The sequence below is a fragment of the Shewanella baltica genome, assembly GCF_900456975.1.
Classification (GTDB): domain Bacteria; phylum Pseudomonadota; class Gammaproteobacteria; order Enterobacterales; family Shewanellaceae; genus Shewanella; species Shewanella baltica.
In genome coordinates this window covers 4,214,480-4,240,832 of record NZ_UGYM01000002.1, presented here as the reverse complement: position 1 = coordinate 4,240,832, position 26,353 = coordinate 4,214,480, and the positions used below count along the sequence as shown (strand labels likewise).

Here is a 26,353-nt window from a genome sequence, read left to right as displayed (position 1 = left end):
TAAACCTCAGATGAAAGCGATTAAATACTTTACACCTCTGCTCTCACTTTGCCTTGTGGCGTGTCAGACCACAAATAGGCCACAGCCGGAGGCGAGTAAGGCGGAATTAGCGGCCTCAATGGCGACGGCTACGGCATCAACGACGCCACCGCCTGCGACTATGCCGGATGCGGTTCAGCGAGAATTGAATTCGGGCGCTTTACTGTCAGGTTTAACCCCTGCGCTGGAAACTGAGCGTCGTTTCGATGTCTCTGCCCATGATGTGGATGCCAAAGTATTTTTTCCAAGCTTAGTCCAAGGTACGCCGCTGAGTGTTGCCGTGCATCCTGATGTGCAAGGTACGATTTCGTTATCCCTTAAAGGTGTAACCTTAAGCGAAGCGATTCAAGTGGTTGAAGATATCTACGGTTACGAAGTGAGCCGTGAAGGGCGTATTCTAAGAGTCTTCCCCGCTGGAATGCGTACTGAGACTTTCCCGCTGAATTATCTTTATATGGAGCGCGACGGTTTATCAGTGACCTCAGTGAGTTCTGGACGGATTTCCGATAGCAATAATTCCAATAGTAATTCGAGCAATAACAACTCAAATAACAGTGGTTCGAGTAATAATAATTCCAACAGCAGTAATGGTAGTAACTCCAGCAGCAATGGCAGCAGCGATAGCAGTAACGGTACATTTATCCGCTCGCGCACTAAGACTGATTTTTGGGGCGAGCTGAAAGAAACGCTGACGGCGATTATTGGTGACACAGGAAATGGGCGGCAAGTGGTGGTCACGCCGCAGGCGGGTTTAGTGACCATTCGTGCTTTTCCAAGTGAATTACGCCAAGTTCGCACTTTCTTAAATTCCGCCGAGAGTCATCTGCAGCGCCAAGTGATCTTGGAGGCTAAGATCATCGAAGTCACATTATCTGATGGCTATCAGCAAGGTATCCAATGGGAGAATGTGCTGGGTCATGTCGGCAATACGAATGTGAATTTTGGGACTTCGAAAGGCCCTGGGTTAAGTGATAAAATCACCTCGGCGATTGGTGGCGTGACCTCGCTGAGTATTAAAGGCTCCGACTTTACGACCATGATCAATCTGTTAGATACCCAAGGCGATGTGGATGTATTGTCTAGCCCAAGGGTAACAGCATCGAATAACCAAAAAGCGGTGATTAAAGTCGGTACCGATGAGTATTTTGTCACTGACGTTTCATCGACCACAGTAGCGGGCGCAACGCCTGTGACCACTCCACAAGTCGAGCTCACGCCGTTTTTCTCAGGCATTGCCTTAGATGTCACGCCGCAAATTGATAGTGACGGTAATGTGTTATTGCACGTGCATCCATCCGTTATCGATGTGAAAGAGCAGACTAAAGATATCAAAGTGAGTGATGCTTCGTTGGAGCTACCTTTAGCGCAGAGTGAAATTCGCGAGTCTGATACCGTTATCCGCGCCGCTTCCGGTGACGTAGTCATCATAGGTGGCTTGATGAAGAGCGAAAATACCGAAGTCGTCTCGCAAGTGCCTTTGTTGGGTGATATTCCTTTCCTCGGGGAATTGTTTAAAAACCGCAGCAAGCAAAAGAAGAAAACTGAGCTGATTATTCTGTTAAAACCTACGGTAGTTGGCGTCGATACCTGGAAAACTGAGCTACAACGTTCTAAGACCTTATTAGATCGTTGGTATCCGGAGACAAAGTAAGCTTCTATGTATCAGAAGCATTTTGGCTTAAACCAAGCCCCATTTTCATTGACACCCAATACCGGATTTTTTTTCGGCCTATCGCCACACGTAGAAGCCTTGCAAGTGTTGCAAACTGCGCTACAAACGGGTGAAGGTTTTATCAAGGTGACAGGGGAGGTGGGGACAGGTAAAACTCTGATTTGCCGCAAGCTTATCAATGAATTACCGACTAAGTTCCATTGTGCCTATCTGCCCAATCCTTACCTCACGCCTGCAGAGTTACGCTGGGCGGTGGCGAGTGAGTTAGGCCTTAAATACGCCAGCAATATCGATCAGCAGCAGCTCACTGGGCTTATCCAGCAGCAGCTTTTAGCGTTGAGCGCCCATGGTCACGCCATCGTATTAGTGCTCGATGAAGCGCAGGCATTGCCGGACGACAGTCTAGAAGCGTTGCGGTTATTCACTAATCTCGAAACCGAGACGCGAAAATTATTGCAGGTGGTGTTATTTGGGCAACCTGAGCTTGATGAAAGGCTTAAACGCCAAGAATTCAGGCAATTAAGACAACGTATTACTTTTAGCTACAACCTTCGCCCACTGACATGGGATGAAACCGATGCTTATATTCGTCACAGATTAGCCATAGCAGGGCGTGCGGGCGAACCACTCTTTACATCACGGGAAACACGTCAAATTGCCTATGCGTCCCGAGGGATCCCCAGATTGATCAATATTCTTGCCCACAAAGCCTTGTTACTGAGTTTCGGCGAGGGTGCTACGCGTGTGCAAACCTCCCACGTTAAAGCGGCGATTCAAGACACTGAAGATGCGAGCGTGCGCCGATTATTGTCGTGGAAATGGCTGCCTTTTTTCACTCTGATAACTGTGGTGTTCGGTTTGGGATTACAACACGTTTTGAGGAGTGTTGTATGAGCGTGATCAACAAGATGTTGCAGGATCTCGACAAACGTCAGCAGGGGCATGAACTCAGCAATGTGGCTCAGCCGCAGGTGCAATATTTAGCTCGCAGGCGTTCATCATCTCATTGGCTGCTACTCTGTGGTGTGTCACTGCTACTCGGTGGCGGCGCGGTTTATGGCTGGCAATTTTTCATGGCAAAGCCTGCAGAAGCGACAGCTTCAGCTCAAGTGTATGAACAACATAGATTTACCGCTAAAACTGAGCCTGTGCGGATGGAGAGTGTTGCCTCAAACGAATCTGCACCTAACGTCGATACCGCTGCTGAACCCTTGAAGCTTGCGACTGCGAAGAAGATTGCGGCAGTGATGACAGCGAATAGTGAAGAGTTTGAACCAAGTGCCACCGAAGGGGCATCGAGTCAGGCACCAGAATTAGGAACCGCAAAAGAAGCTGAGCATGAGCAACAAGCTCAGTCTCAGTCGCAACCACAACCACAACAAAAACCACAAGCAGACGTGAGCCTTGTACTCGCAGATAACAAGGTCGATACGGTAAGCGAGCCAAGCCACTCGCAGCCAAATAGTGCGACATCGAGCGTGCGTAGCGCCGAGGTCACTGTAGCAGCGCCCTCTGCGTTAATGATGTCGGAGCGGGCCAGTGTGGCCGCCGATAATGAAGGTAACGCGAGTAATGGGCTTAACGTACAAGAAGTTAACGCTGATGCAGGTACTCATCGAATCGCGCCCAAAGAACAAGGGCAAATGGCAATTACTGAGGTGAAGTTAACGCCAAAGCAGCTGGCAAAGAAGCGGTTCACGCTAGCGAGCGAGGCAGAAAGGGATGGCAAGCTCAAAGATGCCATTAGTTATTATGAGCAAACATTAGCGCTTGAACCCAGTATGCACGAAGCGCGCAAGCAATTGGCTGCGCTGCATTATGGGCAAGGTCAATTAGCCAAAGCCAGTGAAGTGTTACAGCAAGGCATGCTGTTATTCCCACAGCAGTTAGACTTTGCCTTATTGCTCGCTCGGGTTCAGCAAGCCGCTGGTCAGGCTGATCTCGCATTAGTGACGTTAGCTAACATACCTGATACGCATCCGCTGGCGAGACAAAAGTGGATGGCACAATCGGATCTGGCGCAAAAGCTAGGGCAGTTTTCAGTGTCGGAACAAGCCTACAGGCAGTTATTACAACAAGACCCCCAACAGGCTAAATGGTGGATGGGGCTGGCCTATGCGCTTGATTCGCAGCAGCAATTTACCCAAGCACGCCAAGCCTATCGGACTGCATTAGGCCACAGAGGCTTATCGGCGCAGGCGAGTGCCTTTATCGAACAACGTTTGACTCAGCTAGGAGATAGCCAATGAAACCCAGATTAAAAATGCGTTTGGGCGATCTGTTAGTTCAAGAAGCCATTATTACCGAAGCGCAGTTGCAACAGGCGTTAGGCGAGCAGCGCAATACGGGCAAAAAACTGGGCCGTACCCTCATTGATCTGCAATCGATTACAGAGCATCAGTTGCTGCAGTTTTTGTCGCAACAATTGAATGTGCCTTTGCTTGATATCAGTAAAATGCCAATCCCTGCGGAAGTCGTGCATCTTATTCCTGAGGTGCAAGCCCGACGTTTCCGCGCTTTAGCGGTTGAAGACAGGGGCGATAGCGTACTGGTAGCTATGAGTGATCCTGCCGATTTGCAGGCGCTCGATCACCTCGAAATGCTTATCGCACCTAAGCGTTTGAAGTTAGCGGTAGCGCCTGAGCAGCAACTGCTGCAAGCGTTTGATAACTTATATCGCCGTACAGATCAAATAGCTCAGATCGCCGGTAAGCTCGAAGAAGAATACGCCGCCGATGAGATGTTTGATTTAGCCAGTCTGACTTCTGGCGACAGTGACAATGAAACCACAGTGGTTAAGTTGCTACAGTCGATTTTTGAGGATGCGGTGCAAATGCGCGCCTCGGATATCCATATCGAACCCGGTGATAAAGCCCTACGTATTCGCCAGCGTATCGATGGCCAGCTACACGAAACGATTCTGAATGAAGTTAATATTGCCGCGGCTTTAGTATTGCGACTTAAGTTGATGGCTGGACTCGATATTTCTGAAAAACGTTTGCCGCAGGATGGCCGTTTCCACATGGAAATCAAAGGTCATCATATCGATGTGCGTATGTCGACCATGCCGATTTACCACGGTGAATCTGTGGTAATGCGTTTACTCGACCAATCGGCGGGGTTATTGACCCTAAACGAAACCGGTATGCCACCCGCAATTTTGGCGCGTATTCGTAAACAGATTAAACGTCCCCACGGCATGTTGTTGGTTACTGGTCCCACGGGTAGCGGTAAAACCACCACTTTGTATGGTATTTTGAGCGAGCTCAATACCGCCGACCGTAAGATCATCACGGTGGAAGATCCGGTCGAGTATCAATTGCCACGGATCAACCAAGTACAAGTTAACCATAAGATTGGCTTAAACTTTTCCAACGTATTGCGCACCACCTTACGTCAAGACCCCGATATCATCATGGTCGGGGAAATGCGTGATCAAGAAACCGTTGAGATTGGCCTTAGGGGCGCATTAACGGGTCACTTTGTGCTATCGACCTTGCACACTAACGATGCGGTCACCAGTGCGCTGCGTTTACTCGATATGGGCGCCGCCAGTTATTTAGTTGCCAGTGCCTTAAGGGTGATTATTGCCCAGCGTTTAGTGCGCCGCGTTTGCCATAACTGTGGCGTTGAGTATCAGCCGACACCGCAGGAAAAAGCTTGGCTGAGTAGTGTGAGTCGCAAAGATTTTACCCATGCAAACTTTAGAATCGGTACCGGTTGCCAGAGTTGCAACGGAAGTGGTTATCGTGGCCGTATTGGTATTTTTGAGATCCTCGAGCTCGACGAAAAGATGATCGATGCGATGCGTACCGGTAATCCGCAGGATTTCGCCAGAGCCGCGTTGCAGAGCCCTAACTTTACCCCGCTCGCCGAGTCAGCGTTGCAATATTTGAGCGAAGGCATGACGACCATTGAAGAGGTGGCTAAGCTGGTAGAGGACGTGAGTGAATCTCAGATACCTTTGTCGAAGGATATTATTAGCCAACAAGGCGTTGAGGCGTAATTATGCCGATTTATCAATACCGTGGACGCAGTGGTCAAGGTCAATCCGTTACGGGGCAGTTGGATGCCGCGTCGGAAAGTGCTGCCGCTGACATGCTATTGGCGCGGGGGATTATTCCCCTCGAAGTCAAAGTCGCTAAAGTGGTTAAGTCATTCTCACTGGCCCAGCTGTTTGGTGGAAAAGTTGCGTTAGAAGAATTACAGATCTTTACTCGGCAAATGTATTCTCTGACTCGTTCTGGCATCCCGATTTTACGGGCGATTGCGGGCTTGTCTGAAACGGCACATTCCCAGCGGATGAAAGATGCGCTCAACGATATTTCTGAGCAGCTCACCGCAGGACGGCCCTTGTCATCATCCATGAATCAACATCCCGATGTATTTGATTCCTTGTTTGTTTCTATGGTGCACGTGGGAGAAAACACCGGTAAGTTAGAAGATGCCTTTATTCAGCTGTCGGGTTATATCGAGCGTGAGCAGGAAACGCGGCGACGAATTAAATCGGCCATGCGTTATCCCATGTTTGTATTGATTTCGATTGCACTCGCTATGGTGATCCTCAATATCATGGTGATCCCTAAGTTTGCCGAGATGTTTTCTCGCTTTGGCGCCGACTTACCTTGGGCGACAAAAGTGTTGATAGGTACATCGAATCTGTTTGTGAATTATTGGGCGCTGATGTTGGTGGCGCTGATTGGCACTATCATTGGCATCCGTTATTGGCACCATACGGAAAAGGGCGAGAAACAGTGGGATAAGTGGAAACTGCACATCCCCGCCGTAGGATCGATTATCGAGCGCTCGACGTTAGCCCGTTATTGTCGCAGTTTCTCTATGATGCTGAGCGCTGGCGTGCCTATGACACAAGCCCTAAGTTTAGTGGCTGATGCGGTAGATAATGCCTATATGCACGACAAAATAGTCGGTATGCGCCGTGGGATTGAGTCTGGTGACTCTATGTTGAGGGTATCGAATCAGAGTAAGTTATTTACGCCATTAGTGCTGCAAATGGTGGCAGTGGGTGAAGAGACGGGGCAAATCGATCAATTACTCAATGATGCGGCAGACTTCTATGAGGGCGAAGTAGACTATGATTTAAAGAACCTCACTGCTAAATTGGAGCCTATTTTGATCGGTTTTGTGGCCGTGATTGTACTCGTATTGGCCTTAGGGATATACCTGCCCATGTGGGATATGCTTAATGTGGTCAAGGGCGGTAAATAATCGATATGGATAATGTTTATCTTCTATCTTATGTGTGGGGCTGAGGTTAAATGCAGACTCAGCAAAAGGCAGAAAGCGATCTATTACGCATCTATGGGCGTATGATAACCATAGGGTTAGTGTTGGTTATCATGGCGGTGATCGGTGCTAAGTACTTTTTTACCCTACCGCAAATCGCGGCCCGTGGATTAGAAGTCGATCATGCGCGTTTTTTAAATGTACTGGTGATGGCGCGCTCCCAATGGTTATCTTTGGGTAAGCCGGCGCAATTGCAGTTGAACTGGGAGGCGTTTGGCAATTCCGCCAAGGAAACTGAGTCGAGTGTCGTTGATGTGAATGGTTTAGGTTGGCCGCAACCTAAACAGTTAAACGGCCAAGGTTGCCAAGATTTGTGGCAGCAACTTATGGGTGCCGAAGTGGATAACGCAGGGCTGGTTGCTGATTATTTAGTTAAGGATAACAGCTGCCACTATCGGTCGCACAATGGCGATAGTTTAGGCTATCAACTGAACTCTGGCAGGGTCATTTTTTTGACTGCACCCTAAAATATTGTTAACTCAAAGGCTTTTTAAAATTGATTTAGCTGTTAGAATAAAATTTCTTAAGTATGGGGCATATATATGAAAACTAAGCAAACAGGTTTCTCATTAATAGAGCTTGTGATTGTGATTGTAATTTTAGGGCTACTCGCCGCAACCGCGATCCCACGATTCTTAAATGTCACCGATGATGCTGAAGACGCCAGTGTTGACGGCGTGGCCGGTGGTTTATCGACTGCCGTTAGCTTTGTACGTTCGCAGTGGGAAGTCGATGGGCGCCAAAATAGCAGTGTGATCTTAGATGGTACGTCAGTTTCGCTCGATCCTCGTTTTGGTTATCCAACGGGAACTTCAGTGACGGATGTGACTGCTATGACTGATGCGAGTTGCCAACAAGTATTTAATACCGTGCTGCAGAGCGCTCCTCGTAATGTGCTCTACACTCAAGATGCGCGTAATCAACGTTATACCGTGCGCGTGATTGATGGCGCAGGAGGTAGCGCTAATTCGATTGCAGGCACTGTCGTTGCTGGTTTAGATTTATGTGTTTATCACCAAGTGGCTTCACTGGTGCTAAATCAAACAACTGGCGTACCGACTCCTACACCGGATTTATCAACAGCTGGTGCGAAAGGGATAGTGTATAACCCTGGTACTGGTAGAGTGTTAAGCTTTACTCAAACGCCATTTGTGCCATAGGCTGTAATTAACAGTTTTATTTTGTTCATGTTTTAAGTAACTTAGTTCAGAAGTGACTTAACTTAATTAGTACTCACACGAGTACTCACTGATAAAGAAAGGTAGTTTGATATGAAAAGACAACAAGGTTTTACCTTAATTGAATTAGTCGTAGTGATCATTATCTTAGGTATTCTTGCTGTCACAGCGGCACCTAAGTTTATTAATTTGCAAGGTGATGCGCGTGCTTCTGCAATCCAAGGTATGAAGGGGGCTATTCAAGGTGCAAATAGCTTAGTTTATTCAAAAGCAGCATTAGCAGGTAAAGAGACAAAAGCAACTGATACATTAGATATCGCAGGTACTACCGCAACTACCGATGATGTCGCCATTGTTTATGGTTATATGGCTGCAACAAAGGCTGCTTTAGAGGCTGGTATGGATGTGAAATTTGATGCTGGTAGTTCTCCAACTGCTTCTGGTAATAATGACTGGATCATTAACGAAATTAGTACAGGTGCAACTATATGGCAACGTGGCGCTCCTGCTGATGTAACTACAACTGGTTCTGAAGCAAGCTGTAAGATTGTTTACACTGCGGCAGCAAGTGCAGGTGCTTTGCCAACGATTACTCTAACAGATAACGGTTGTTGATTTATTTTGTATTAGAAGGCCTGCCTAGCAGGCTTTTTTTTTAGGTAAAATGCGGTTCTTACATGATGTTAAAGAAATGAGTCCGCCAAATTTGCCGACATTTATTTGCGTTAATCATACCGTTGGCAGAAACTGAACTTAGCACTTGAAATCAGCAATTAACCCGAGCGATGCTTAACTTCTCTATGTCAAAACAGGCCGGATTTACCTTAGTCGAATTAGTGACGACCATCATCTTGATTTCAATTCTTGCTGTGGTTGTATTACCTCGCCTATTTACCCAGTCTTCCTACAGTGCTTATAGCCTACGTAACGAGTTCATTAGCGAGCTGCGTCAAGTACAGCAAAAAGCGCTCAATAATACTGACAGGTGTTTTCGTGTAACTGTTTCTGGCACTGGTTATCAAGTGAGTCAATTCTCAGCCCGAAATGGGGCAGCTTGTTCTGGTACTGCATTATCGCCAAACCCGCTTTATAGCCAAGCTTTTCAAGGTGGTGCTCAATTAGTGCTAGTAGGCCCTAACAGTACTAACAGCAGCAACTTCAGCCTCGATTTCAATATCAATGGTAGACCTTCGTTGGCTTGTAATGGGCCATGCATTAATGTGATTGCTAATGACACTGTGATGATTAATGTCTCTAGCGAGGGTTATATTTATGCGAATTAATCCTTTGCTGTTTTCAATAAAAAAATCAATAAAAGCATCCAAAAAAGCTAAACCACAGCAAGGTTTTACCCTTATCGAATTAGTCATTGGTATGTTGGTGATGGCCATTGCAATAGTGATGCTAACCAGCATGTTATTCCCCCAAGCTGATCGTGCGGCCAGTACCTTACATAGAGTACGCAGTGCTGAGCTTGCACATTCGGTGATGAATGAAATCTGGGGTAAACGTTACGATCAAAACACTAATGCCAATGGTGGCACACCAGCCTGTGGTAGTCCGCTCGGTAGTAATTGTTCAACGTCATTAGGCCCTGAGTTCGGTGAGAGTCGTAACAACTTTAACGATGTGGATGATTACAACGGCTTAAATGAAACCGCGACTATGCTCAATTCGACCCAAACCTATGCAAATGCTTATCTTAACTATCGCTTAAGCGTCACTGTCGCCTATGGGCCTGCGCCTAATACTAAGCTAGTCACCATTAATGTGACTACGCCCGACAACGAAGTGATTACTTACAATATGGTGAGGAGTAATTACTGATGGCCTCACCTTTATCTGCGGTTAATAAAAAATCCACACTAGGTTTTACCTTGGTCGAGATGGTCACTGTTATCTTGATTCTGGGGATTCTTGTGGTCGGGGTGAGTAGTTTTATTATTTTTGGTACGCGGATTTTTGTTGAGTCGAGTTCAGTCGATCAAGTGCTCAGTCAGAGCCGTTTTGCCGTTGAGCGAATGACCCGTGAGCTGCGTAGTGCCTTGCCCAATAGCCTGCGAGTTAATACCGATTCGCTAACCTATCAATGTATTGAATTTGTGCCTATCGAGGCCAGCACGACTTATCTCACTATGCCAATCATCCCCGATGCTGCCGCGAGCACTGGGATAGTTATTCTAGATAATACGGTGAGTGCGATTCGCGTGAATCAATTCGCTTGGATCTATCCCTTGATTGATGCCGATGTGTATAGCAGCGCGAGACAAAAGCGGGCACAGGTTAAAACGATTGCTACTTCGCCTTCCCCTTTGGAGCATCAAGTTACGCTGACTTTTACTGCGCCAACACGTTTTGCAGAAGCATCACCACGGCAAAGGATCTATTTTGGTTCGAGTCCAGTGAGCTATTGCTTTGAAAAGGGGCCAAGCGGCAATGAATTACAATTATTGCGTTATGCTGGTTATAACTTTAATGCCGTTCAGCCAAATCCTGCCGCTATGCCTACCACTATGGGCACGGGCGTGCTAATGGCGCAAAGTGTGGCAAATGTTTTAAATAATGGTGCTGATTTACCGCTGATTTTAACGCCATCTAGCCTAGTGAATAATGCCATGGTGCATTTACAACCGCGGTTTAATGTAAATGGTGAGACGTTCCAATATCGACATCAAGTGCAGGTGATCAATGTTCCTTAATTCACAGCGTCGCTCGATAGGGCGTAATTCAGCATCCAGATCATCACTATCAAGATCAAAATCTTACGCACTGCCTGAGCGCCAGCGTGGTAGTGCGTTAATCATTGGTGTGTTTGTGATTACCGTGATGTTTCTGCTGGCATCGGCACTGATCAATATTGTGGAAGACGGTGATGTTGGGCTCACCCAAGAAGTATGGGGAACCCGTGCCTTTGCAGCGGCGAACAGTGGCGCCGATGCGTTGCTGGCTAAGCTGTTTCCATTGAATGGCAATGTTGGAACGTGTTTAGCATCAGATGTTTGGACACCGCCCGATGTAACTGGTTTTCATGCCTGTAGTGTGACGTTGACTTGTACAGCATATGCGGTAGACACAGTCACTCAATATCGAATCAGCAGTAAAGCGGTATGCGAAAGCGGCGAAACGCGCGTCAGCCGACAAGTTGAGGTAGAAGCCCGTGGGAATTAATCTTTTTCATCGTGCCATATTGGCAGTACTTATCTTGAGTTTCCCTTCTGCTGTGATGGCATTCGACCCTATTGACCAGAGTGTTATTTTTGCCAAGGTTGCTCAAGGGCATCATGGCGATAACTCTAACGTATGCCATCAGATATCATCGCCACAGCTGATGATAAACGGTAATGGCATTATTAATGGTACTGGTGGTGCTGCATTAGATTATTGTTCGAGTAACGATGGCAGCGGGCTTGCTAATAACAGTTGTGATAACGGTTCTGGTGGAGTGCGTAAATGTACTATCGATGGCAGTGATATTCGAGGGTTAAAATTAACTGGGAGCAATGCTTTTTTATCGAGTAGCGGCGCTGGTGGCGGTTATGGTTCTTGTAATAGTGGCGAGCAATTAACACTTGGTGCTAATGGGCAAAATCAGTTTAGCAATGTTTCGCTTTATTCTGCTTGTACTCTGACTCTATCGGCAACTCAAAATGAGTATCGATTTAACACTATCGCTATTGGGGGCGGGGCGACGCTCGTTTTATCCGAGGGGGACTATTGGGTAGATAGTTTTACCTTGAACCAAAATGCTAAGGTGATTTTGCAAGGTAATGTCCGCATTTTTACCAAACAAAAATTTGAGTTAAATGGCGGTAAATTTAATGAAAATAATACGGCTTCTGCACTTATTATCGGTTATAGCGATATTCAGCTAAATAGTGATGCTTTACTCAATGGGCGAGTTTATAGCGATGCAACATTAAGTTTAAATAATAACTCGATTATTAATGGTCGTGTCACGAGTCGTTATTTAGTCATGAGTGGTGGCAGTATTAATGAAGATTTGCCTGTTGCACCGCTACAATTACAGTTTGGTAAAGCGACCACTACTTCAGTGACGTTTGCCAATGCTTTCCCTGTTGGCGTGAAACCACTTATTTTCCTTATGCCGACAATATCAACGGCGAATACTAGCAACGATGGACCTGCATCAACCTTTGTATCATCTGTGACTAATACCGGATTTACTTGGGTGCAAAGTGAACCAACGAGTCCCTCAAACCGCTATATCGCTTCGAATAGTATGCCGGAAGTGCATTGGATTGCTGTGACGGCAGGTTCACATGTTTTATCCGATGGCAGTCAACTTGAAGCAGGTAGAATCTCTACCGTTAACGCATTGAACATGAGTAACTCTGCCTGGACGAATGTGCCGCTGAATACGTCTCTGAATGTCGTATTGAATCAGTTGCAGACGCGCAATAATTCTTCCTGCTGGCTGACAAGCGTGGCACAGTTAAATTCGAGTGGTATTCAACTCAATTTAGATACCTCTGAGGTCCGTTCTGGAACTCAATGTAAACCTGGTAATCTGCGAAGTTTACAATCAGAAACGATTGGTTATTTAGCGGTAAAATCCAGTGTTGGCACAGTCATACTGAATGGTGAGGATGTTCACTATCAATTCGGTACTGCACTTACCCACACAGGCGGGGGAAATACTAAAACGCTGGCTGAGCAATGTGCTTACAACACGAGTTTGACTGGATTTGTTAATCCTCCGACTTTAGTCGCGGGGAAAGATTCTCGTCGAGGTGGCGATGGTGGCTGGCTAAGACGCTGTAATTTGAGTGCAACTCAAGTCAGTATGGTGAACGACGAAGATACCTATGGCGATAGTGATCGTAGTCATCTTGCTGAAGACTATGGCTTTGTTGCGCTGGAGAAAGTCGCGCCAGTTGAAGAGTGTTTTACTGATGACTTTTCCCGCAGCAGCTTAGGTAACGATTGGGCAACGAAAGTGCTGGGTTCTTCTACTCCGCCGGCTATCAACGGGGGGCGATTAAGAATCACGCCAGCATTGGGTAATCAGGCCACTGCAAGTACTTACCAGCGGTTATTTCCTGCTGAAGGCAATCTCGTCACGATAGAGTTTGATTATTATGCTTGGTCACCTACATCTGGAACGGGAGGTGATGGGGTTGCGGTTATTTTATCGGACGCTTCTGTTACACCGCAACCTGGCAGCTTTGGCGGTTCACTCGGATATGCACAACGTGATGATGGTACGCCGGGCTTTGCGGGAGGTTGGATTGGTGTCGGTTTAGATGAGTATGGTAATTTTTCCAATCCGAATGAGGGGAAGATCGGTGGCCCTGGATTTAGATCTCAATCGGTAACATTACGCGGTTCTGTGGCGGCAAATTATCAGTATTTGGCTGGTACCGCGGCGAATTTGAATCCTAGAATTGATGTTCGTAGTACGTCAACCGCAGCACCCAATCATAAATATCGGATTAAAGTTGATTCAACTATCACAGGTCAAGCTTGGGTATCGCTAGACAGAGATGTGCGTGATGGTAATGGATATCAGGTACTTGTCCCTCGATTTAATGCGAGAGCGATATCAGGTCAAGATTCTGTTCCTGCCGATTTTTATCTGTCATTTACGGGTTCTACTGGTGGCGCCAATAACAACCACGAAATCGATAATTTTAAAGTTTGTGCAATAAAATCCAAACCGATTGGCTTACAAGTACATCATTTTGAATTTGATTACTCATCATCACCGCTCACCTGTAAGGCAGAGCCTATGCAGATCAGAGCGTGTGCTGATGGAAATATTCCTTGTACCCTGTTTACTGATCCAGTTAGTGCGCAATTGTCACTGAATCCTGCTAGTAATGGCGGTTGGTACCAAAATGGCAGTAGTGTTAGTAATGTCGGTTTCATCAACGGAATCGCCTCTGTTGACTTACGTCATAATGTCACCACCCCAGTCACAATCGGAGTATCGAGTTCAAATCCTGCCACCGTCCCTGGTAGTAATACCTTGTGCCGCAGTGGCGCTGGCGCGTTATCAACCGCGGCTTGTACGCTGTCATTTGCAGATAGCGGCTTTTTAATTGATATGCCAGATAAATTGGCCAATAAAGCCCAAAATGCGACTATTTCTGCGGTCAGGAAGTCAAACGACAACCTAGAGTGCGTGCCGACGTTTGCTGGTCAAACAAAAAGGGTCGATTTATGGAGTCAATATATTTCGCCTGTCGCTGCATCTATGTTTACCCCAACAGCCGTTAGCGTTAACTCAACGCCTATCAGCGGTTCGAGTTCGTCACCTTCTTCCCTGAATTTATCCTTTGATGCCAGCGGTAAAGCAACAATAGCGGTTAATTATGGCGACGCTGGTAAAGTTGGGCTAAACGCCAAATATACCGGTGTCGCAGGCACTCCCGATGAAGGGCTGGTGATGATAGGTAGCGATCCCTTCGTCAGTTTTCCCGTTGGTCTGTGTGTTACGCCCAAAGACAGCGGTGCTTTGTGCCCTGCGGGAGACGTTAGCTGCGCTGTGTATAAAAAAGCCGGTGAGAGTTTTAATTTGCAGATTGCTGCTAAAGCCTGGGTTGCAGATAACGACAGTAATTATTGTGATAACCCTAGCACGCCCAATTATGTCCAATCCGGTATTGCGTTATCCAGCCAACTGGTGGCGCCAAGTCCCGGTGCTCAGGGCGTAGTCGGTATTGCCAGTTACGATCAAGTGGCCGCGACAAATAATCTCAATACAGTCGTTCAAAGTATCAGTGAGGTGGGGGTATTTACCTTTAGTGCTGCGCCGCCCGCGAGTTACTTGGGATCAAGTTTTTACTCAATACCACTGGCAAAGAGTACCAACATAGGCCGATTTGTTCCTGACCGCTTTGGGGTGAACGCACCGAGCGTAATGCCTGCATGTAGCAATAGCTTTAGTTATATGGATCAAAATTTTGCTGTGGCATTTAATCTTAAAGCGCTAAATATCGCTGGCGTTGTGACCAAAAATTATCGTGGCAGTTTTGCTAAGGCATCGGGATTGCTGGTGGGGGAAAATAATGATGATGGTAATGATATGCAGGCACGATTAAATGACGTGGTTGTACCTTTGCAATCGAGTTCTTGGGTGATAGGTGAGGCTAACATAGATTATCAACCCCATTTCTCGCGCCTCCCTGCTTTAGTAGGTGGTGAAGTTGATGGTACCTATGAACAAATGCTGTTGGGGATTAAAGTATTTGATAATGACGGTAATGTGAGTTCAGTAGCAACACCCAATATGAATGCTGCCACCCTTGGCGACTGCAGTGTCGGTAGCAATTGTGATGCAGTTGTATTATCCGCTAACCAACAGAAATATCGTCATGGCCGTGTGGTGATGGATAACACCTATGGTCCTGAAACTGAAATACTGCGTATGCCGACTCGGGCCGAATATTGGAATGGTAGCAGTTGGGTATTGAATACCAACGATAGCTGCACCACTGCAGTGTATGGTTTGGGTTCGCAAGTGGACAATGCCGGCCTTGGCTACAATTTTGATCCCGACTTAGTGGTGGGGCAAAGTGTTACTCGTTCTGGCGGGACTGCAACGTTCCAAGCTGGCCAATTTGAGTTGCTCTGGCAAGCGGTCATCTCAAGTGGTGCGCCATACCGCGGTCAAGTGACTGCGCCCTTGGATGTGCCGACATGGCTTGAATGGTACTGGAATTGGAATAGTGTATCACCAACAGATCTTACTGATCCGCGGGCAAGTGCGTATTTTGGTCGCTACCGAGGGCATGACAAAATTATCTATTGGCGTGAGGTAAACTAATCTGAGTTATCTCAGCTATTGAATCGAGCTGAGTCTTTCGTATGAAATGCGCATCAGTTTCAGTTATTGCAGTCGACTAAAACCCTAGTGGCAAATTTTAAATGCAAGCTACTAGTGTGATATTTGTTGTTGGCTTGTATGTTTCTTTGTTTTTGGCTGTCGATATTTTCGTCAATAAACAGTATTTCCCGCTTAAATACTGTTTTTTAGAGGACGATTTGAAAAAAAATCACCTCATTAGCGATTGTTAACCTCATCGGTCTTGTGGAATCAGGGTGGCATTGATAAAGTTAGCTGATTTTTCTTTTCTTCTGACTCCACAGAATACAGGCTAGTTACATGTTTAAGAAGCTACGCGGCATTTTTTCTAATGATCTATCGATCGATTTGGGTACAGCTAACACATTAATTTATGTTCGTGGCGAAGGCATAGTGCTCAATGAGCCTTCTGTTGTTGCTATACGTGGTGAGCGTGGTGGCTCCGGTCAGAAATCTGTTGCCGCGGTCGGCACAGAAGCTAAACAAATGCTCGGCAGAACGCCTGGCAATATCCAAGCTATCCGCCCAATGAAGGACGGTGTAATCGCTGACTTTTATGTGACTGAGAAAATGCTGCAGCACTTTATCAAACAAGTGCACAACAATAGCTTTTTTCGTCCAAGTCCACGGGTTCTAGTGTGTGTGCCAGTTGGCGCCACTCAAGTTGAACGCTGTGCGATCCGTGAATCAGCCATGGGCGCTGGTGCTCGCGAAGTGTATTTGATTGAAGAACCTATGGCTGCTGCGATTGGAGCGGGTTTACCTGTATCTGAAGCGACGGGTTCTATGGTAGTGGACATCGGTGGTGGTACCACTGAAGTCGCGATTATTTCGCTGAATGGCGTAGTGTATTCGTCTTCCGTCCGTATCGGTGGTGATAAGTTTGATGATGCGATCATCAACTATGTTCGCTGTAACTACGGTAGCTTAATTGGTGAAGCCACGGCTGAGCGTATCAAGCACACTATTGGTACAGCTTATCCTGGCGATGAAGTGCTAGAGATCGAAGTCCGCGGCCGTAACTTGGCTGAAGGTGTACCTCGTAGCTTTACACTGAACAGCAACGAAATTTTAGAAGCATTACAAGAGCCATTATCTGGCATCGTAAGTGCTGTGATGGTGGCGTTAGAGCAATCTCCACCAGAATTAGCTTCAGATATTTCTGAGCGCGGTATGGTGTTAACGGGCGGTGGTGCGTTATTGCGTGATTTAGACCGTTTATTAATGCAAGAAACCGGAATTCCAGTAATGGTGGCGGACGATCCATTGACCTGCGTAGCACGTGGCGGTGGTAAAGCCCTCGAAATGATTGATATGCACGGCGGCGATCTGTTCTCCGAAGAAACCTAATTTAACTTCGGTATAGGGCGGTTAATCACCGCCTTAGCTTTCCTATGAAGCCAATTTTTGTTCGTGGTATTTCAAACCAATTCCGTCTGACACTGGCAATTATTTTGTCGGTGATTATGCTCGTGGCTAATCATCGCCTCGATCCTGCGCGGCAATCCCTGTCCTCCGTTTTTAGTCCATTGCAGTATTTAGCCAGCGTGCCAGGTGTGGCGCTTGACTGGTCATCTGAAAGTTTTGCCACCCGCAATATGCTGGCGTTGCAAAATAAAGAGCTGCTCAGGCAACAACTGCTGATGAGTGAACGCTTACAGCGTTTCGAACACTTACGCCAAGAAAATGAGCGTTTGCGTGCACTGTTAGGCTCACCCGCCTATCTGGATTCGCGCAAGATGGTGGCCGAAGTGCTAGAGGTCGCCAGCGATCCTTTCCATCATTACGTGGTGCTGAATCATGGTTCCCGTAGCGGTGTATTTGTCGGTCAGCCCGTGGTGGATGCGCAAGGAGTTGTTGGCCAAGTAGTGCAGGTCAGTGAAATGACCAGCCGAGTGTTATTGCTTTCCGATGTATCGCACGGTTTACCTGTGCGTATTACACGTAATGATGTGCGCCTTGTCGCCAATGGTACGGGTGAGCTTGATGAGATTGAACTGCGCCATGTGGCCAAGAGTACTGACATTCGTGTCGGCGATTTATTGGTGACTTCAGGCTTAGGCAATCGTTTCCCCGAAGGTTATCCCGTTGCGCGAGTCATGGAGGTTTTGACTGAAGATGGCCAAAGTTACGCTCGAGTCACGGCCCAACCGCTAGCCGCTTTAGATCGTATTCGTTATGTGTTGTTGATTTGGCCGTCTCCCGATTCGGGTGTGACCTTGCCTAATCAGCCTACAGTCCCCGCTGCGGATCATTCGCTTATCGAAAACTCATCAAAAATCGGCAGTGCGAGTCCAGCGGAAGGCACATCTGCAGACACGACTAAGCCTGTGACTACACCCGCAGCCACTGTGGCCAAACCGGCAACGGAAACCACTCCTCCAGCGACTGAGGTGCACCAATGAGTTTTCAAGCCGCCAATGGGCGCTTCATTGTTTGGGTGACATTATTTATCGGCGTGATCAGCCAGATTATGCCTTTGCCGAGTGTGGTCGATGCTTGGCGTCCCGACTGGTTGTTGATGATTGTGCTCTACTGGTCTATCGCATTACCCCATAGATACAACATTTTAACCGCTTGGGTCTTAGGCCTAGTGTTGGATATTTTATTGGGTGCCACCTTAGGTGTGCGCTCTTTAGCGATGTCTTTGGTGATTTATGTCGCCATCTTGCATTGCCAGCGATTGCGAAATTTCCCTAAGTGGCAACAGTCGTTGGTGATCATGCTGCTCATTTGTATGTATCACTTAGTGATTTACTGGGTCGAGTTTGTCATGCAAGAGGCGGTGTTCGATACGGATCTATTCCTACCTGCGATTTCAGGATTAGTGATCTGGCCTTGGATATTTTGGATTCTCCGTCGGGTTCGACGCCACTATAAGGTTCGCTAACTGTGGATTTAGTTTTAGCTTCAACTTCGCCACGTCGCAAAGAATTATTGGCACACATTGGACTCGGTCGTCCTGAGTTTTGTTTCACGCAAGTGGCGCCGGATATCGATGAAACCGTGCAGCAAGGTGAAGCGCCAAGGGATTATGTACGACGTTTAGCCGCCGAAAAAGCCCATGCTGGACTGGCATTATGCGCAGATATGTCACAGCCTGCTGTATTAGGTTCTGATACTATCGTTGTGCTTGAAAACCAAATATTAGGCAAACCGCTGGATGTGGCCGATGCTAAGCGTACGCTCAGTGAATTATCTGGCCGAACGCATACAGTAATGACCGCTGTGGCGCTGACTTACCAAGCAGATGCAGATTTAAGCTTCAAAACCTCAGTGCGCTTAGTCGAAACACAAGTACGTTTTTGCGCCTTATCGGCCGCCGATATTGACGCTTATGTTGCTTCACAAGAGCCAATGGATAAAGCCGGCAGTTACGGTATCCAAGGACTTGGCGGTTGCTTTGTGGCTGCGATTGAAGGCAGTTATTCTGGCGTCGTGGGTTTACCTTTGGTTGAAACACGTGAGTTGTTAGCCGAGGTTGGGCTGATTTAACGCCTTGTTACTGGTATTGCGGCTTGAGGTTAGAATGAACCTTGTGGAGGTTTTAGGCTCTTAATCGAGTATCTCCATGAAGTTACCCTTAGCCTTGATCCTTTATTCGGTTTTCATGCTTAGATAGTGGGTAACTTCTAGTTTGTAACTTCGATTAATTAATCTAGTTTCCCGAATGGGGTGAGTCGTGAATACCAGTCGCTTAAATCCAAATAAAATACAGCGCAAGATGGGTTCAGAATTACTGATCAACGTAACCCCCTCTGAGGCGCGCGTAGCCTTAGTTGAGCATGGCGTGCTGCAAGAAGTACACATTGAACGCCGCATGAAACGGGGTTTAGTTGGCAATATTTACAAAGGTAAAATCAGCCGTGTGTTGCCCGGTATGCAAGCCGCTTTTGTCGATATTGGCTTAGATAAAGCCGCTTTTCTACATGCTTCCGACATAGTGCCGCACACTGAATGTGTCGCCGATGTTGAGAAAGGTCATTTCGTTGTCCGTGATATCGCCGAATTAGTCCGTCAAGGACAAGACATTATGGTGCAAGTGGTTAAAGATCCGCTGGGCACTAAGGGCGCACGCCTGACTACCGATATCACTTTGCCTTCCCGTTATTTAGTCTTTATGCCTGGCTCTAGCCACGTTGGCGTTTCCCAGCGTATCGAGCTTGAAGAAGAACGCAGTCGCCTTAAACAAATCACTTTGCCCTATGTCGATGATGACGGTGGTTTTATTATCCGCACCGCCGCCGAAGGAGTGGGTGAGGATGAGTTATCCCAAGATGCGGCGTTTTTAAGGCGTGTTTGGTCAAAGGTTAGTGAGCGACGTCAGCGCAGTGGTGTGTCGCTCTTATATCAAGATTTAGCCTTACCCGTGCGGATTGTGCGTGACTTTGTCGGTACTGAACTTGACCGTATTCAGGTCGATTCTCGCCGTACCTTTGCCGAGTTACAGTCCTTTGCCCAAGAGTTTATGCCTGAAATTGCCGAGAAGATTGAGCATTATTCAGGGCCTGCGCCCATTTTCGATCTCTACGATGTGGAGAACGAAATTCAACGTGCGCTTGGCCGTAAGGTTGAGCTCAAGTCTGGCGGCTATTTGATTATCGATCAGACCGAAGCCATGACGACTGTGGATATCAATACCGGCGCCTTTGTTGGGCACAGAAATCTTGAAGAAACCATTTTTAATACCAATCTCGAAGCGACCCAAGCGATAGCAAGGCAGTTACGTCTGCGTAATCTCGGCGGCATCATTATTATCGATTTTATCGACATGATGACGGCGGATCATAAGGCTCGGGTGCTCAGTAGCTTAACCAGTGCTTTGTCTAAGGATAGAGTGAAAACCAATGTAAGTGGTTTCTCTGGCTTAGGTTTAGTTGAAATGACCCGTAAACGAACTCGTGAGAGCTTAGAGCACGTGGTTTGCGGCGAATGCCCCGCCTGCCATGGCACGGGCAGCATGAAGACTGTTGAGACCGTTTCCTATGAAGTATTTCGCGAAATCATCCGCTTAAACCGCGCCTATGATGCCGATGAGTTCCTGTTGTACTGTTCGCCAGCCGTTTATCAAAGCCTGCATACCGATGAAAATCATCTGATTGCTGAGCTTGAGGTTTACATCGGTAAGCGTATCCGTTTGCAAAATGAGCCTATGTACTCACAGCACAAATACGATGTGGTGATGATGTAGTGGCGGCACCTTTTACTGCAAAAAAACTAAGTCGTTTTTGTTGGCAATTTATCGCGCTAATCTTAGTGCTATTTGCGCTTGCAGTGAGTTTGATCCGTGGCTTATTGCCACAGGTTGATGGGGTGCGTCAGCAACTGGTTGATTACGTAAAAAGCGAATATAAGGTTGATGTGCAAGTGGGGGAATTATCCGCCCACTGGCAAGCGTTTGGTCCGGCAATTAACATAGATAATCTAGTTATCCCGCCGCAGGAACAACTGCCCGTCACCCTGATTATCAAGAATGTGCAAGTGAAGTTAGATTTTTGGCAATCGCTGCTGACCTTCACGCCGCGTATTGAAGATGTCAATTTTGATGGTGTCCATATCGCGTTAAATATGGACAAGCTGACCGAAAATAATCCCGCCGCAACTAATAAAACGCCGCAAGTTGATTGGCTCTATGCATTATTGCTCAAGCAACTCGACAGATTTTCGTTAACCCATGCCACAGTGCAGCTGCTCAGCTTGCGCCAAGAGTTTCGCCCGATCCATATTCGCCAGCTAAATTGGCGCAATAACGGCGAGCGTCACCGCGGTGCAGGGGAACTGTATCTTGATGATAATGCCTCTGAGCATGAATCTCTGGGATTACAGTTAGATCTCAATGGTGATGGCGCGAATCCCGACAGCTTAACGGGGCAGATTTATCTGGCGGCTAACTCATTAGACTTAGGTGAGTGGGCATCGCGTCAGCCTAATCCCTATGATGCGAGCAAAAAATTACCCTTAGAAGGGGTCGTTAATCTTAAGGCTTGGCTTACGTTTGCCGATCGCAGCATCAGTTCTGCCATGGTGCATTTTGAGCCGAGCTGGTTGCAATGGACCTTAAAGGAAGTGCCACAACGATTTGAAATCCAAGCGGGTGATATCGTTTGGCAGCCAAAGAATTCAGGTTGGGAAGTACAGAGCTCAGGGCTCGACTTTGTCACTAACGGTGAGCATTGGCCGCAGTTAACGCTGGCGGCTAAGCGTCAACATGACGAATTCTTTGCCTATGTGAATCAAGTTAACACTCAAAACCTGTTACCCCTGTTACCGCTATTCCCCGGAGTCGATAAAGCCGTATTACATCAATGGCATGCCTTAGCGCCTGAAGCCAGTATTGGGCCCATTCGACTGTATCAAAAGGCCGATCAGCCTTTGCTCGCTACTTCTGAGGTGAAACAGTTACATTGGCAGAAGGTCGACGGTATCCCCAATACTCATCCTTTGGATCTGAACTTACATTGGCAAGACCAGACGCTGTATTTCTCTTTGCCTACACAAGTTTATACCGTGGATTTTGGAGATGAATTTTCGGCGCCACTCGTCTTTAACGGTGCGGCAATTGATGGTCAGTTCAATACTGCAGAGTTGAGTTTAAATCTGCCGCAGTTGCAGCTTGAGAACGATGACATAGGCTTAGATGCCGCGCTTAAATTGGATTTCAGTGCTGCGGCGCATATGGCGCTGGCCGCTAATGTTCATATCAATAATGTCGCCAATGCCGACAAGTATTTCCCCAATAAGGCGATGGGTGAATCACTGGCCGAGTATTTGGATACAGGACTTAAAGCGGGTCAGACCCAAGATGCGCAAGTTGTTTGGCGTGGTCCGTTAAACGGGTTCCCTTTCGATGACAATAGCGGCGTGTTTCAAGCGGCATTTACTTTAACGGATGCCCAATTCCAGTTTCAACCCGATTGGCCTGCTGTCACAGACTTATCCCTTAATGCTTTGTTTGAAAATGCTCGTATGGATCTTTGGCTCAACCAAGGCAAGCTGATGAACGTGGATGCCACGGGGGCCCATGTATTTATTCCCGCGATTGGCGAGCACACGCTGCTAAGGATTGAAGCTGAACTTGCCACTCAAGGCAGCGCGGCGACTAAGGTGTTGCAAGCCTCGCCTTTGGCGGGTTCAGTGGGTAAAACCTTAGATATCGTGCAAGTACAAGGCGCTGTGACTGGCAATTTGGATATCAGTATTCCGCTGTATGACGGAGGCGCAGAAGATATTCGTGGTCAAATTAGTTTTGATAACACGCCTGTGTATATTGCCCAGCCCGGACTGCAGCTTAATGGCGTAACGGGTATCGTCGACTTTGCGAATGAGGTGGTGACAGGTAAAGGTATTAAAGCGCGTTTGTTCGAACAGCCGCTCAACTTAACCTTTGATACTCAGCCTAAAGGCAAAGATTTTGGCCTTAATCTATTACTCAAAAGTCGTTGGGATCTGAATCGTCTCCCCGAAGAATTGCATAATCCTTTGAGTGATTTTTATCAGGGTAAAATCAGTTGGGACGGCGCTATGACTATGCTGTTTACTGAAAAAGGTTACCAAATTCAAGCCAAAGTGACTTCGGATATGCTTGGCACTCAATTGTCATTCCCGGGATATTTTGCCAAACCCGAAGATGAGCCACGGCCCTTAGTCGCTGAATTTGTTGGCGATCAAAATGATGCGACCTTAGATGTAAAGCTGGCGAGTCATGCTGAGTTTATCGGTGGTTTCGATGCCGAAAAAGGCGCTAACTTTAGTTATTTTGATTTGTTATTGGGGCGTTTATTCGATGAGGATGAAGCCCGAAATACTGAGAAAGGTCATATTCAAATTGACCTTGGTAAGGCAAAATTAGCCGACTGGTTACCTGTGATTAATGCCTTTGTTGGTCAAGAGAAATTACCTAAAACTGGCATCCTCGTGGACGATATTGACCATGACAGTTTATTCCCTGCCGTGGCGAGTATCGATTCCCATATTGGCCGCCTCGACCTTTTAGGGCAACAGCTGACCGAGCTTAGGCTCAATGCGAAACCCAATGAAACGGGCTGGCGTTTTAATACCGTTGCCAACGAATTTGACGGCTGGGTCGATTTCTATCCCAACTGGCGAACCCAAGGCCTCAAAGTTGTGGCGAATAAATTCTATTTTTCACCTGAGGTTAAGTTGGATACCGATGCCGATTTTGCCAGCGATCAAGTGCTGACGAACCTGCCACCCGTGGCCGTGAATGTGGAAGATTTTCGTTTCTTCGATAAACCTTTTGGCAAGCTAGTCTTGCAGGCGAGCCCCCAAGCGGCGGGCTATAAAATCCAAACTCTGTCGTTGACTACGCCCAATGTCAATTTGCAGGGCAGTGGCATTTGGCAGCAACAGGCTGGGCAGAATAAAACTGATCTGAGTGTTGAATTGAACGCCACTCAGTTTAATTATCTCTCGGCTCAGTTGGGCATAGATCCCGGCGTCAATGAAGCGCCATTAAAGGTTAACGCGGATTTATCTTGGCAAGGTGCGCCTTATGCTTTCTCCCTCGAAACCTTAAATGGCAAGGTGAAGTTCGACTTAGGCAAAGGGCATTTATCTCAGGTGAGTGATAAGGGCGCACGCATTTTCTCCCTGTTCAGCTTAGATTCTCTGGTGCGTAAACTATCGCTGGATTTCACCGATGTCTTCGGTCAGGGAATGTATTTCAACTCCTTCAATGGCAATCTGCAAATTGATAATGGCGTTGTGAAAACCACTGATACCGAAATGGATGCGATTGCGGGTAATATGAAGGTCCGTGGCTATACGGATCTCACCACTGAAAGTTTGAATTATGATATCCGCTTTGTGCCGCAATTGGCCTCGAGTGTGCCGACTGTGGTATTGCTCAGTACCAGTGCGTGGACACTCGGCCTGGGCGCATTTGCCCTGACAAAAGTGCTTGAGCCTGTGATTGAAGTAATTTCAGAAATTCGTTTTCGGGTGACAGGCACTATGGCTGAACCTGTGGTTGAAGAGCTGGAACGTAAGAGTAAAGAGATTGAAATTCCAGAGGCTATTCTACCTGTTGTCGGAGTTGAGCGCCCAGCGGCGCCAACCGAAGCTCAATCAACAGAAGCTAAGCCAACTGAAACTAAGCCAACTGAAACTAAGTTAACTGAAGCTCAGTCAACTGAAGTCAAACCAAACGACGCTAAATCTGAGCCAACTCAAGCGCCACTTTCTCCAATATCAGAGCCACAGCTTCAAGAAGCACAATCAGAAGCGCTTGAGCTACAAGACATTAAGCCTGAAGAGGCCAGAACTGAAGAATCAAAGTCAGAAGAGCCAAAGCCAGCCACAGATCAAATTAAAGCGCCCGATTTAAAGTTGGTGCAACCTCAAGCAACGCCTTCGCTTGAAGTACCGAGCACGCCCGCCACACCAGAGAATCAGCCAGCAGTAGAACCGATTAAGCAAATTCAGGGAGATCAGAATGCACATCAGCCTGTTGCAATGTCAGAGCAGTCGCGACGTCAGCGCCAATCTGCTGTTTATCGAATCGCAGCTTAACGAACTCAAACGGGATGCCGATGTGCCCCATTTAGTCGTGTTGCCCGAATGCAGTTTACTGTTTGGTGGCCACGAAAGTCAGCAACTCGCCTATGCGGGTGATGCTCATCAGAGTCCGCTCAAATCGGCGTTAAGTGCACTGGCCGCCAAATATCAGGTATTTATGGTGGCAGGTACTATTCCGGCGCTGGCTGAGGATGGCCGTGTCTATAGCCGCAGTTATCTGTTTGATGATAAAGGTGATACTTTAGGGCATTACGATAAGCTGCATCTCTTTGATGTGGATGTTGCCGATGGTACAAAGCAATATCGCGAGAGCGAAACCTTCTGCCCCGGTGATCACATTAGCGTTATCGATACACCTTTTGGCAAAATTGGCCTAGCCATCTGTTATGATTTACGCTTTCCCGACTTATTTAGGGCGATGCGTCTTGCGGGGGCCGAGATCATTACCTTGCCGTCGGCCTTTACCAAAGTGACCGGTGAAGCCCATTGGCAAGTATTGCTACAGGCAAGAGCCATTGAAACCCAATGCGTTATTCTTGCTGCAGCTCAGTGGGGACAGCATAACGAAGGCAGTCGTGAAACTTGGGGGCAGAGCATGATAGTCGGTCCTTGGGGCAATATTTTGGCTGAACGTAAAACGGGTACGGGTTGGGTGCAGGCTGAGGTCGATTTAACCGAACTGCACAGTATTCGCCGTAAAATGCCCGTGATGCAGCATAATCGTTTCCTTGAGCCAAGCTTGAAATAACCGCCCGCACTGGCGAGCGGCAATACCGAATTAGACAGCGATTT

20 protein-coding genes are annotated in these 26,353 nt (G+C 47.3%); all 20 read left to right on the top strand.

What is annotated here, in order from left to right; all coding sequences use genetic code 11:
• Window positions 1–10 precede the first annotated feature (10 nt).
• The 20 genes from mshL (at window position 11) to DYH48_RS18815 (ending at window position 26,309) form a co-directional block, all read left to right on the top strand.
• Entirely contained in the window at window positions 11–1,690 is a 1,680-nt protein-coding gene (gene mshL, locus DYH48_RS18910) for a pilus (MSHA type) biogenesis protein MshL (RefSeq protein WP_115335631.1), read from the top strand.
• 6 nt (window positions 1,691–1,696) lie between these two features.
• On the top strand, window positions 1,697–2,605 hold the full coding sequence (locus DYH48_RS18905; protein ID WP_011847945.1) for an ExeA family protein: 909 nt from the start codon (window positions 1,697–1,699) through the stop codon (window positions 2,603–2,605).
• Complete coding sequence (locus DYH48_RS18900; protein ID WP_115335630.1) at window positions 2,602–3,960, top strand: tetratricopeptide repeat protein; 1,359 nt, start codon at window positions 2,602–2,604, stop codon at window positions 3,958–3,960. The genes DYH48_RS18905 and DYH48_RS18900 overlap by 4 nt, the downstream gene beginning before the upstream one ends.
• Window positions 3,957–5,717, top strand: a complete 1,761-nt coding sequence (locus DYH48_RS18895) for a GspE/PulE family protein (RefSeq protein WP_115335629.1) — start codon at window positions 3,957–3,959, stop codon at window positions 5,715–5,717. The genes DYH48_RS18900 and DYH48_RS18895 overlap by 4 nt, the downstream gene beginning before the upstream one ends.
• Window positions 5,718–5,719: 2 nt before the next feature.
• A complete protein-coding gene (locus DYH48_RS18890) occupies window positions 5,720–6,940 on the top strand; it encodes a type II secretion system F family protein (protein ID WP_006083266.1) in 1,221 nt (406 codons plus the stop codon).
• 50 nt (window positions 6,941–6,990) lie between these two features.
• A complete protein-coding gene (locus tag DYH48_RS18885) occupies window positions 6,991–7,485 on the top strand; it encodes an MSHA biogenesis protein MshF (RefSeq protein WP_115335628.1) in 495 nt (164 codons plus the stop codon).
• Between the two features lie 75 nt (window positions 7,486–7,560).
• Entirely contained in the window at window positions 7,561–8,178 is a 618-nt protein-coding gene (locus DYH48_RS18880; RefSeq protein ID WP_115335627.1) for a prepilin-type N-terminal cleavage/methylation domain-containing protein, read from the top strand.
• A gap of 111 nt (window positions 8,179–8,289) precedes the next feature.
• Entirely contained in the window at window positions 8,290–8,811 is a 522-nt protein-coding gene (locus DYH48_RS18875; RefSeq protein WP_115335626.1) for a prepilin-type N-terminal cleavage/methylation domain-containing protein, read from the top strand.
• A 170-nt stretch (window positions 8,812–8,981) separates the two neighbouring features.
• Entirely contained in the window at window positions 8,982–9,479 is a 498-nt protein-coding gene (locus tag DYH48_RS18870; protein WP_172481215.1) for a type II secretion system protein, read from the top strand.
• Entirely contained in the window at window positions 9,469–10,023 is a 555-nt protein-coding gene (locus tag DYH48_RS18865; RefSeq protein ID WP_115335624.1) for a type II secretion system protein, read from the top strand. The genes DYH48_RS18870 and DYH48_RS18865 overlap by 11 nt, the downstream gene beginning before the upstream one ends.
• On the top strand, window positions 10,023–10,895 hold the full coding sequence (locus DYH48_RS18860; RefSeq protein ID WP_006087043.1) for a PilW family protein: 873 nt from the start codon (window positions 10,023–10,025) through the stop codon (window positions 10,893–10,895). The genes DYH48_RS18865 and DYH48_RS18860 overlap by 1 nt, the downstream gene beginning before the upstream one ends.
• Window positions 10,885–11,364 (top strand): hypothetical protein, encoded by a 480-nt coding sequence (locus DYH48_RS18855; RefSeq protein WP_006083258.1) that lies wholly within the window; start codon window positions 10,885–10,887, stop codon window positions 11,362–11,364. Before DYH48_RS18860 ends, DYH48_RS18855 begins: the two co-directional genes overlap by 11 nt.
• Window positions 11,354–15,985 (top strand): DUF6701 domain-containing protein, encoded by a 4,632-nt coding sequence (locus tag DYH48_RS18850; protein ID WP_115335623.1) that lies wholly within the window; start codon window positions 11,354–11,356, stop codon window positions 15,983–15,985. The genes DYH48_RS18855 and DYH48_RS18850 overlap by 11 nt, the downstream gene beginning before the upstream one ends.
• A gap of 339 nt (window positions 15,986–16,324) precedes the next feature.
• Window positions 16,325–17,374 carry a rod shape-determining protein gene (locus DYH48_RS18845; RefSeq protein WP_115335622.1) on the top strand — a complete coding sequence of 350 codons (1,050 nt, stop codon included), beginning with the start codon at window positions 16,325–16,327 and terminating at the stop codon, window positions 17,372–17,374.
• Between the two features lie 44 nt (window positions 17,375–17,418).
• On the top strand, window positions 17,419–18,429 hold the full coding sequence (gene mreC, locus DYH48_RS18840) for a rod shape-determining protein MreC (RefSeq protein ID WP_115335621.1): 1,011 nt from the start codon (window positions 17,419–17,421) through the stop codon (window positions 18,427–18,429).
• Window positions 18,426–18,914 carry a rod shape-determining protein MreD gene (gene mreD / locus DYH48_RS18835; protein WP_006083254.1) on the top strand — a complete coding sequence of 163 codons (489 nt, stop codon included), beginning with the start codon at window positions 18,426–18,428 and terminating at the stop codon, window positions 18,912–18,914. The genes mreC and mreD overlap by 4 nt, the downstream gene beginning before the upstream one ends.
• A gap of 2 nt (window positions 18,915–18,916) precedes the next feature.
• The gene (locus tag DYH48_RS18830; RefSeq protein ID WP_115335620.1) at window positions 18,917–19,519 is read left to right on the top strand and encodes a Maf family protein; all 603 of its coding nucleotides are present in this window, start codon (window positions 18,917–18,919) and stop codon (window positions 19,517–19,519) included.
• Window positions 19,520–19,748: 229 nt separating this feature from the next.
• Window positions 19,749–21,215, top strand: a complete 1,467-nt coding sequence (rng, locus tag DYH48_RS18825) for a ribonuclease G (RefSeq protein WP_172481252.1) — start codon at window positions 19,749–19,751, stop codon at window positions 21,213–21,215.
• Window positions 21,215–25,555 (top strand): YhdP family protein, encoded by a 4,341-nt coding sequence (locus DYH48_RS18820; protein WP_115335618.1) that lies wholly within the window; start codon window positions 21,215–21,217, stop codon window positions 25,553–25,555. The genes rng and DYH48_RS18820 overlap by 1 nt, the downstream gene beginning before the upstream one ends.
• Window positions 25,479–26,309 (top strand): carbon-nitrogen hydrolase family protein, encoded by an 831-nt coding sequence (locus DYH48_RS18815; protein ID WP_115335617.1) that lies wholly within the window; start codon window positions 25,479–25,481, stop codon window positions 26,307–26,309. Before DYH48_RS18820 ends, DYH48_RS18815 begins: the two co-directional genes overlap by 77 nt.
• Window positions 26,310–26,353 lie beyond the last annotated feature (44 nt).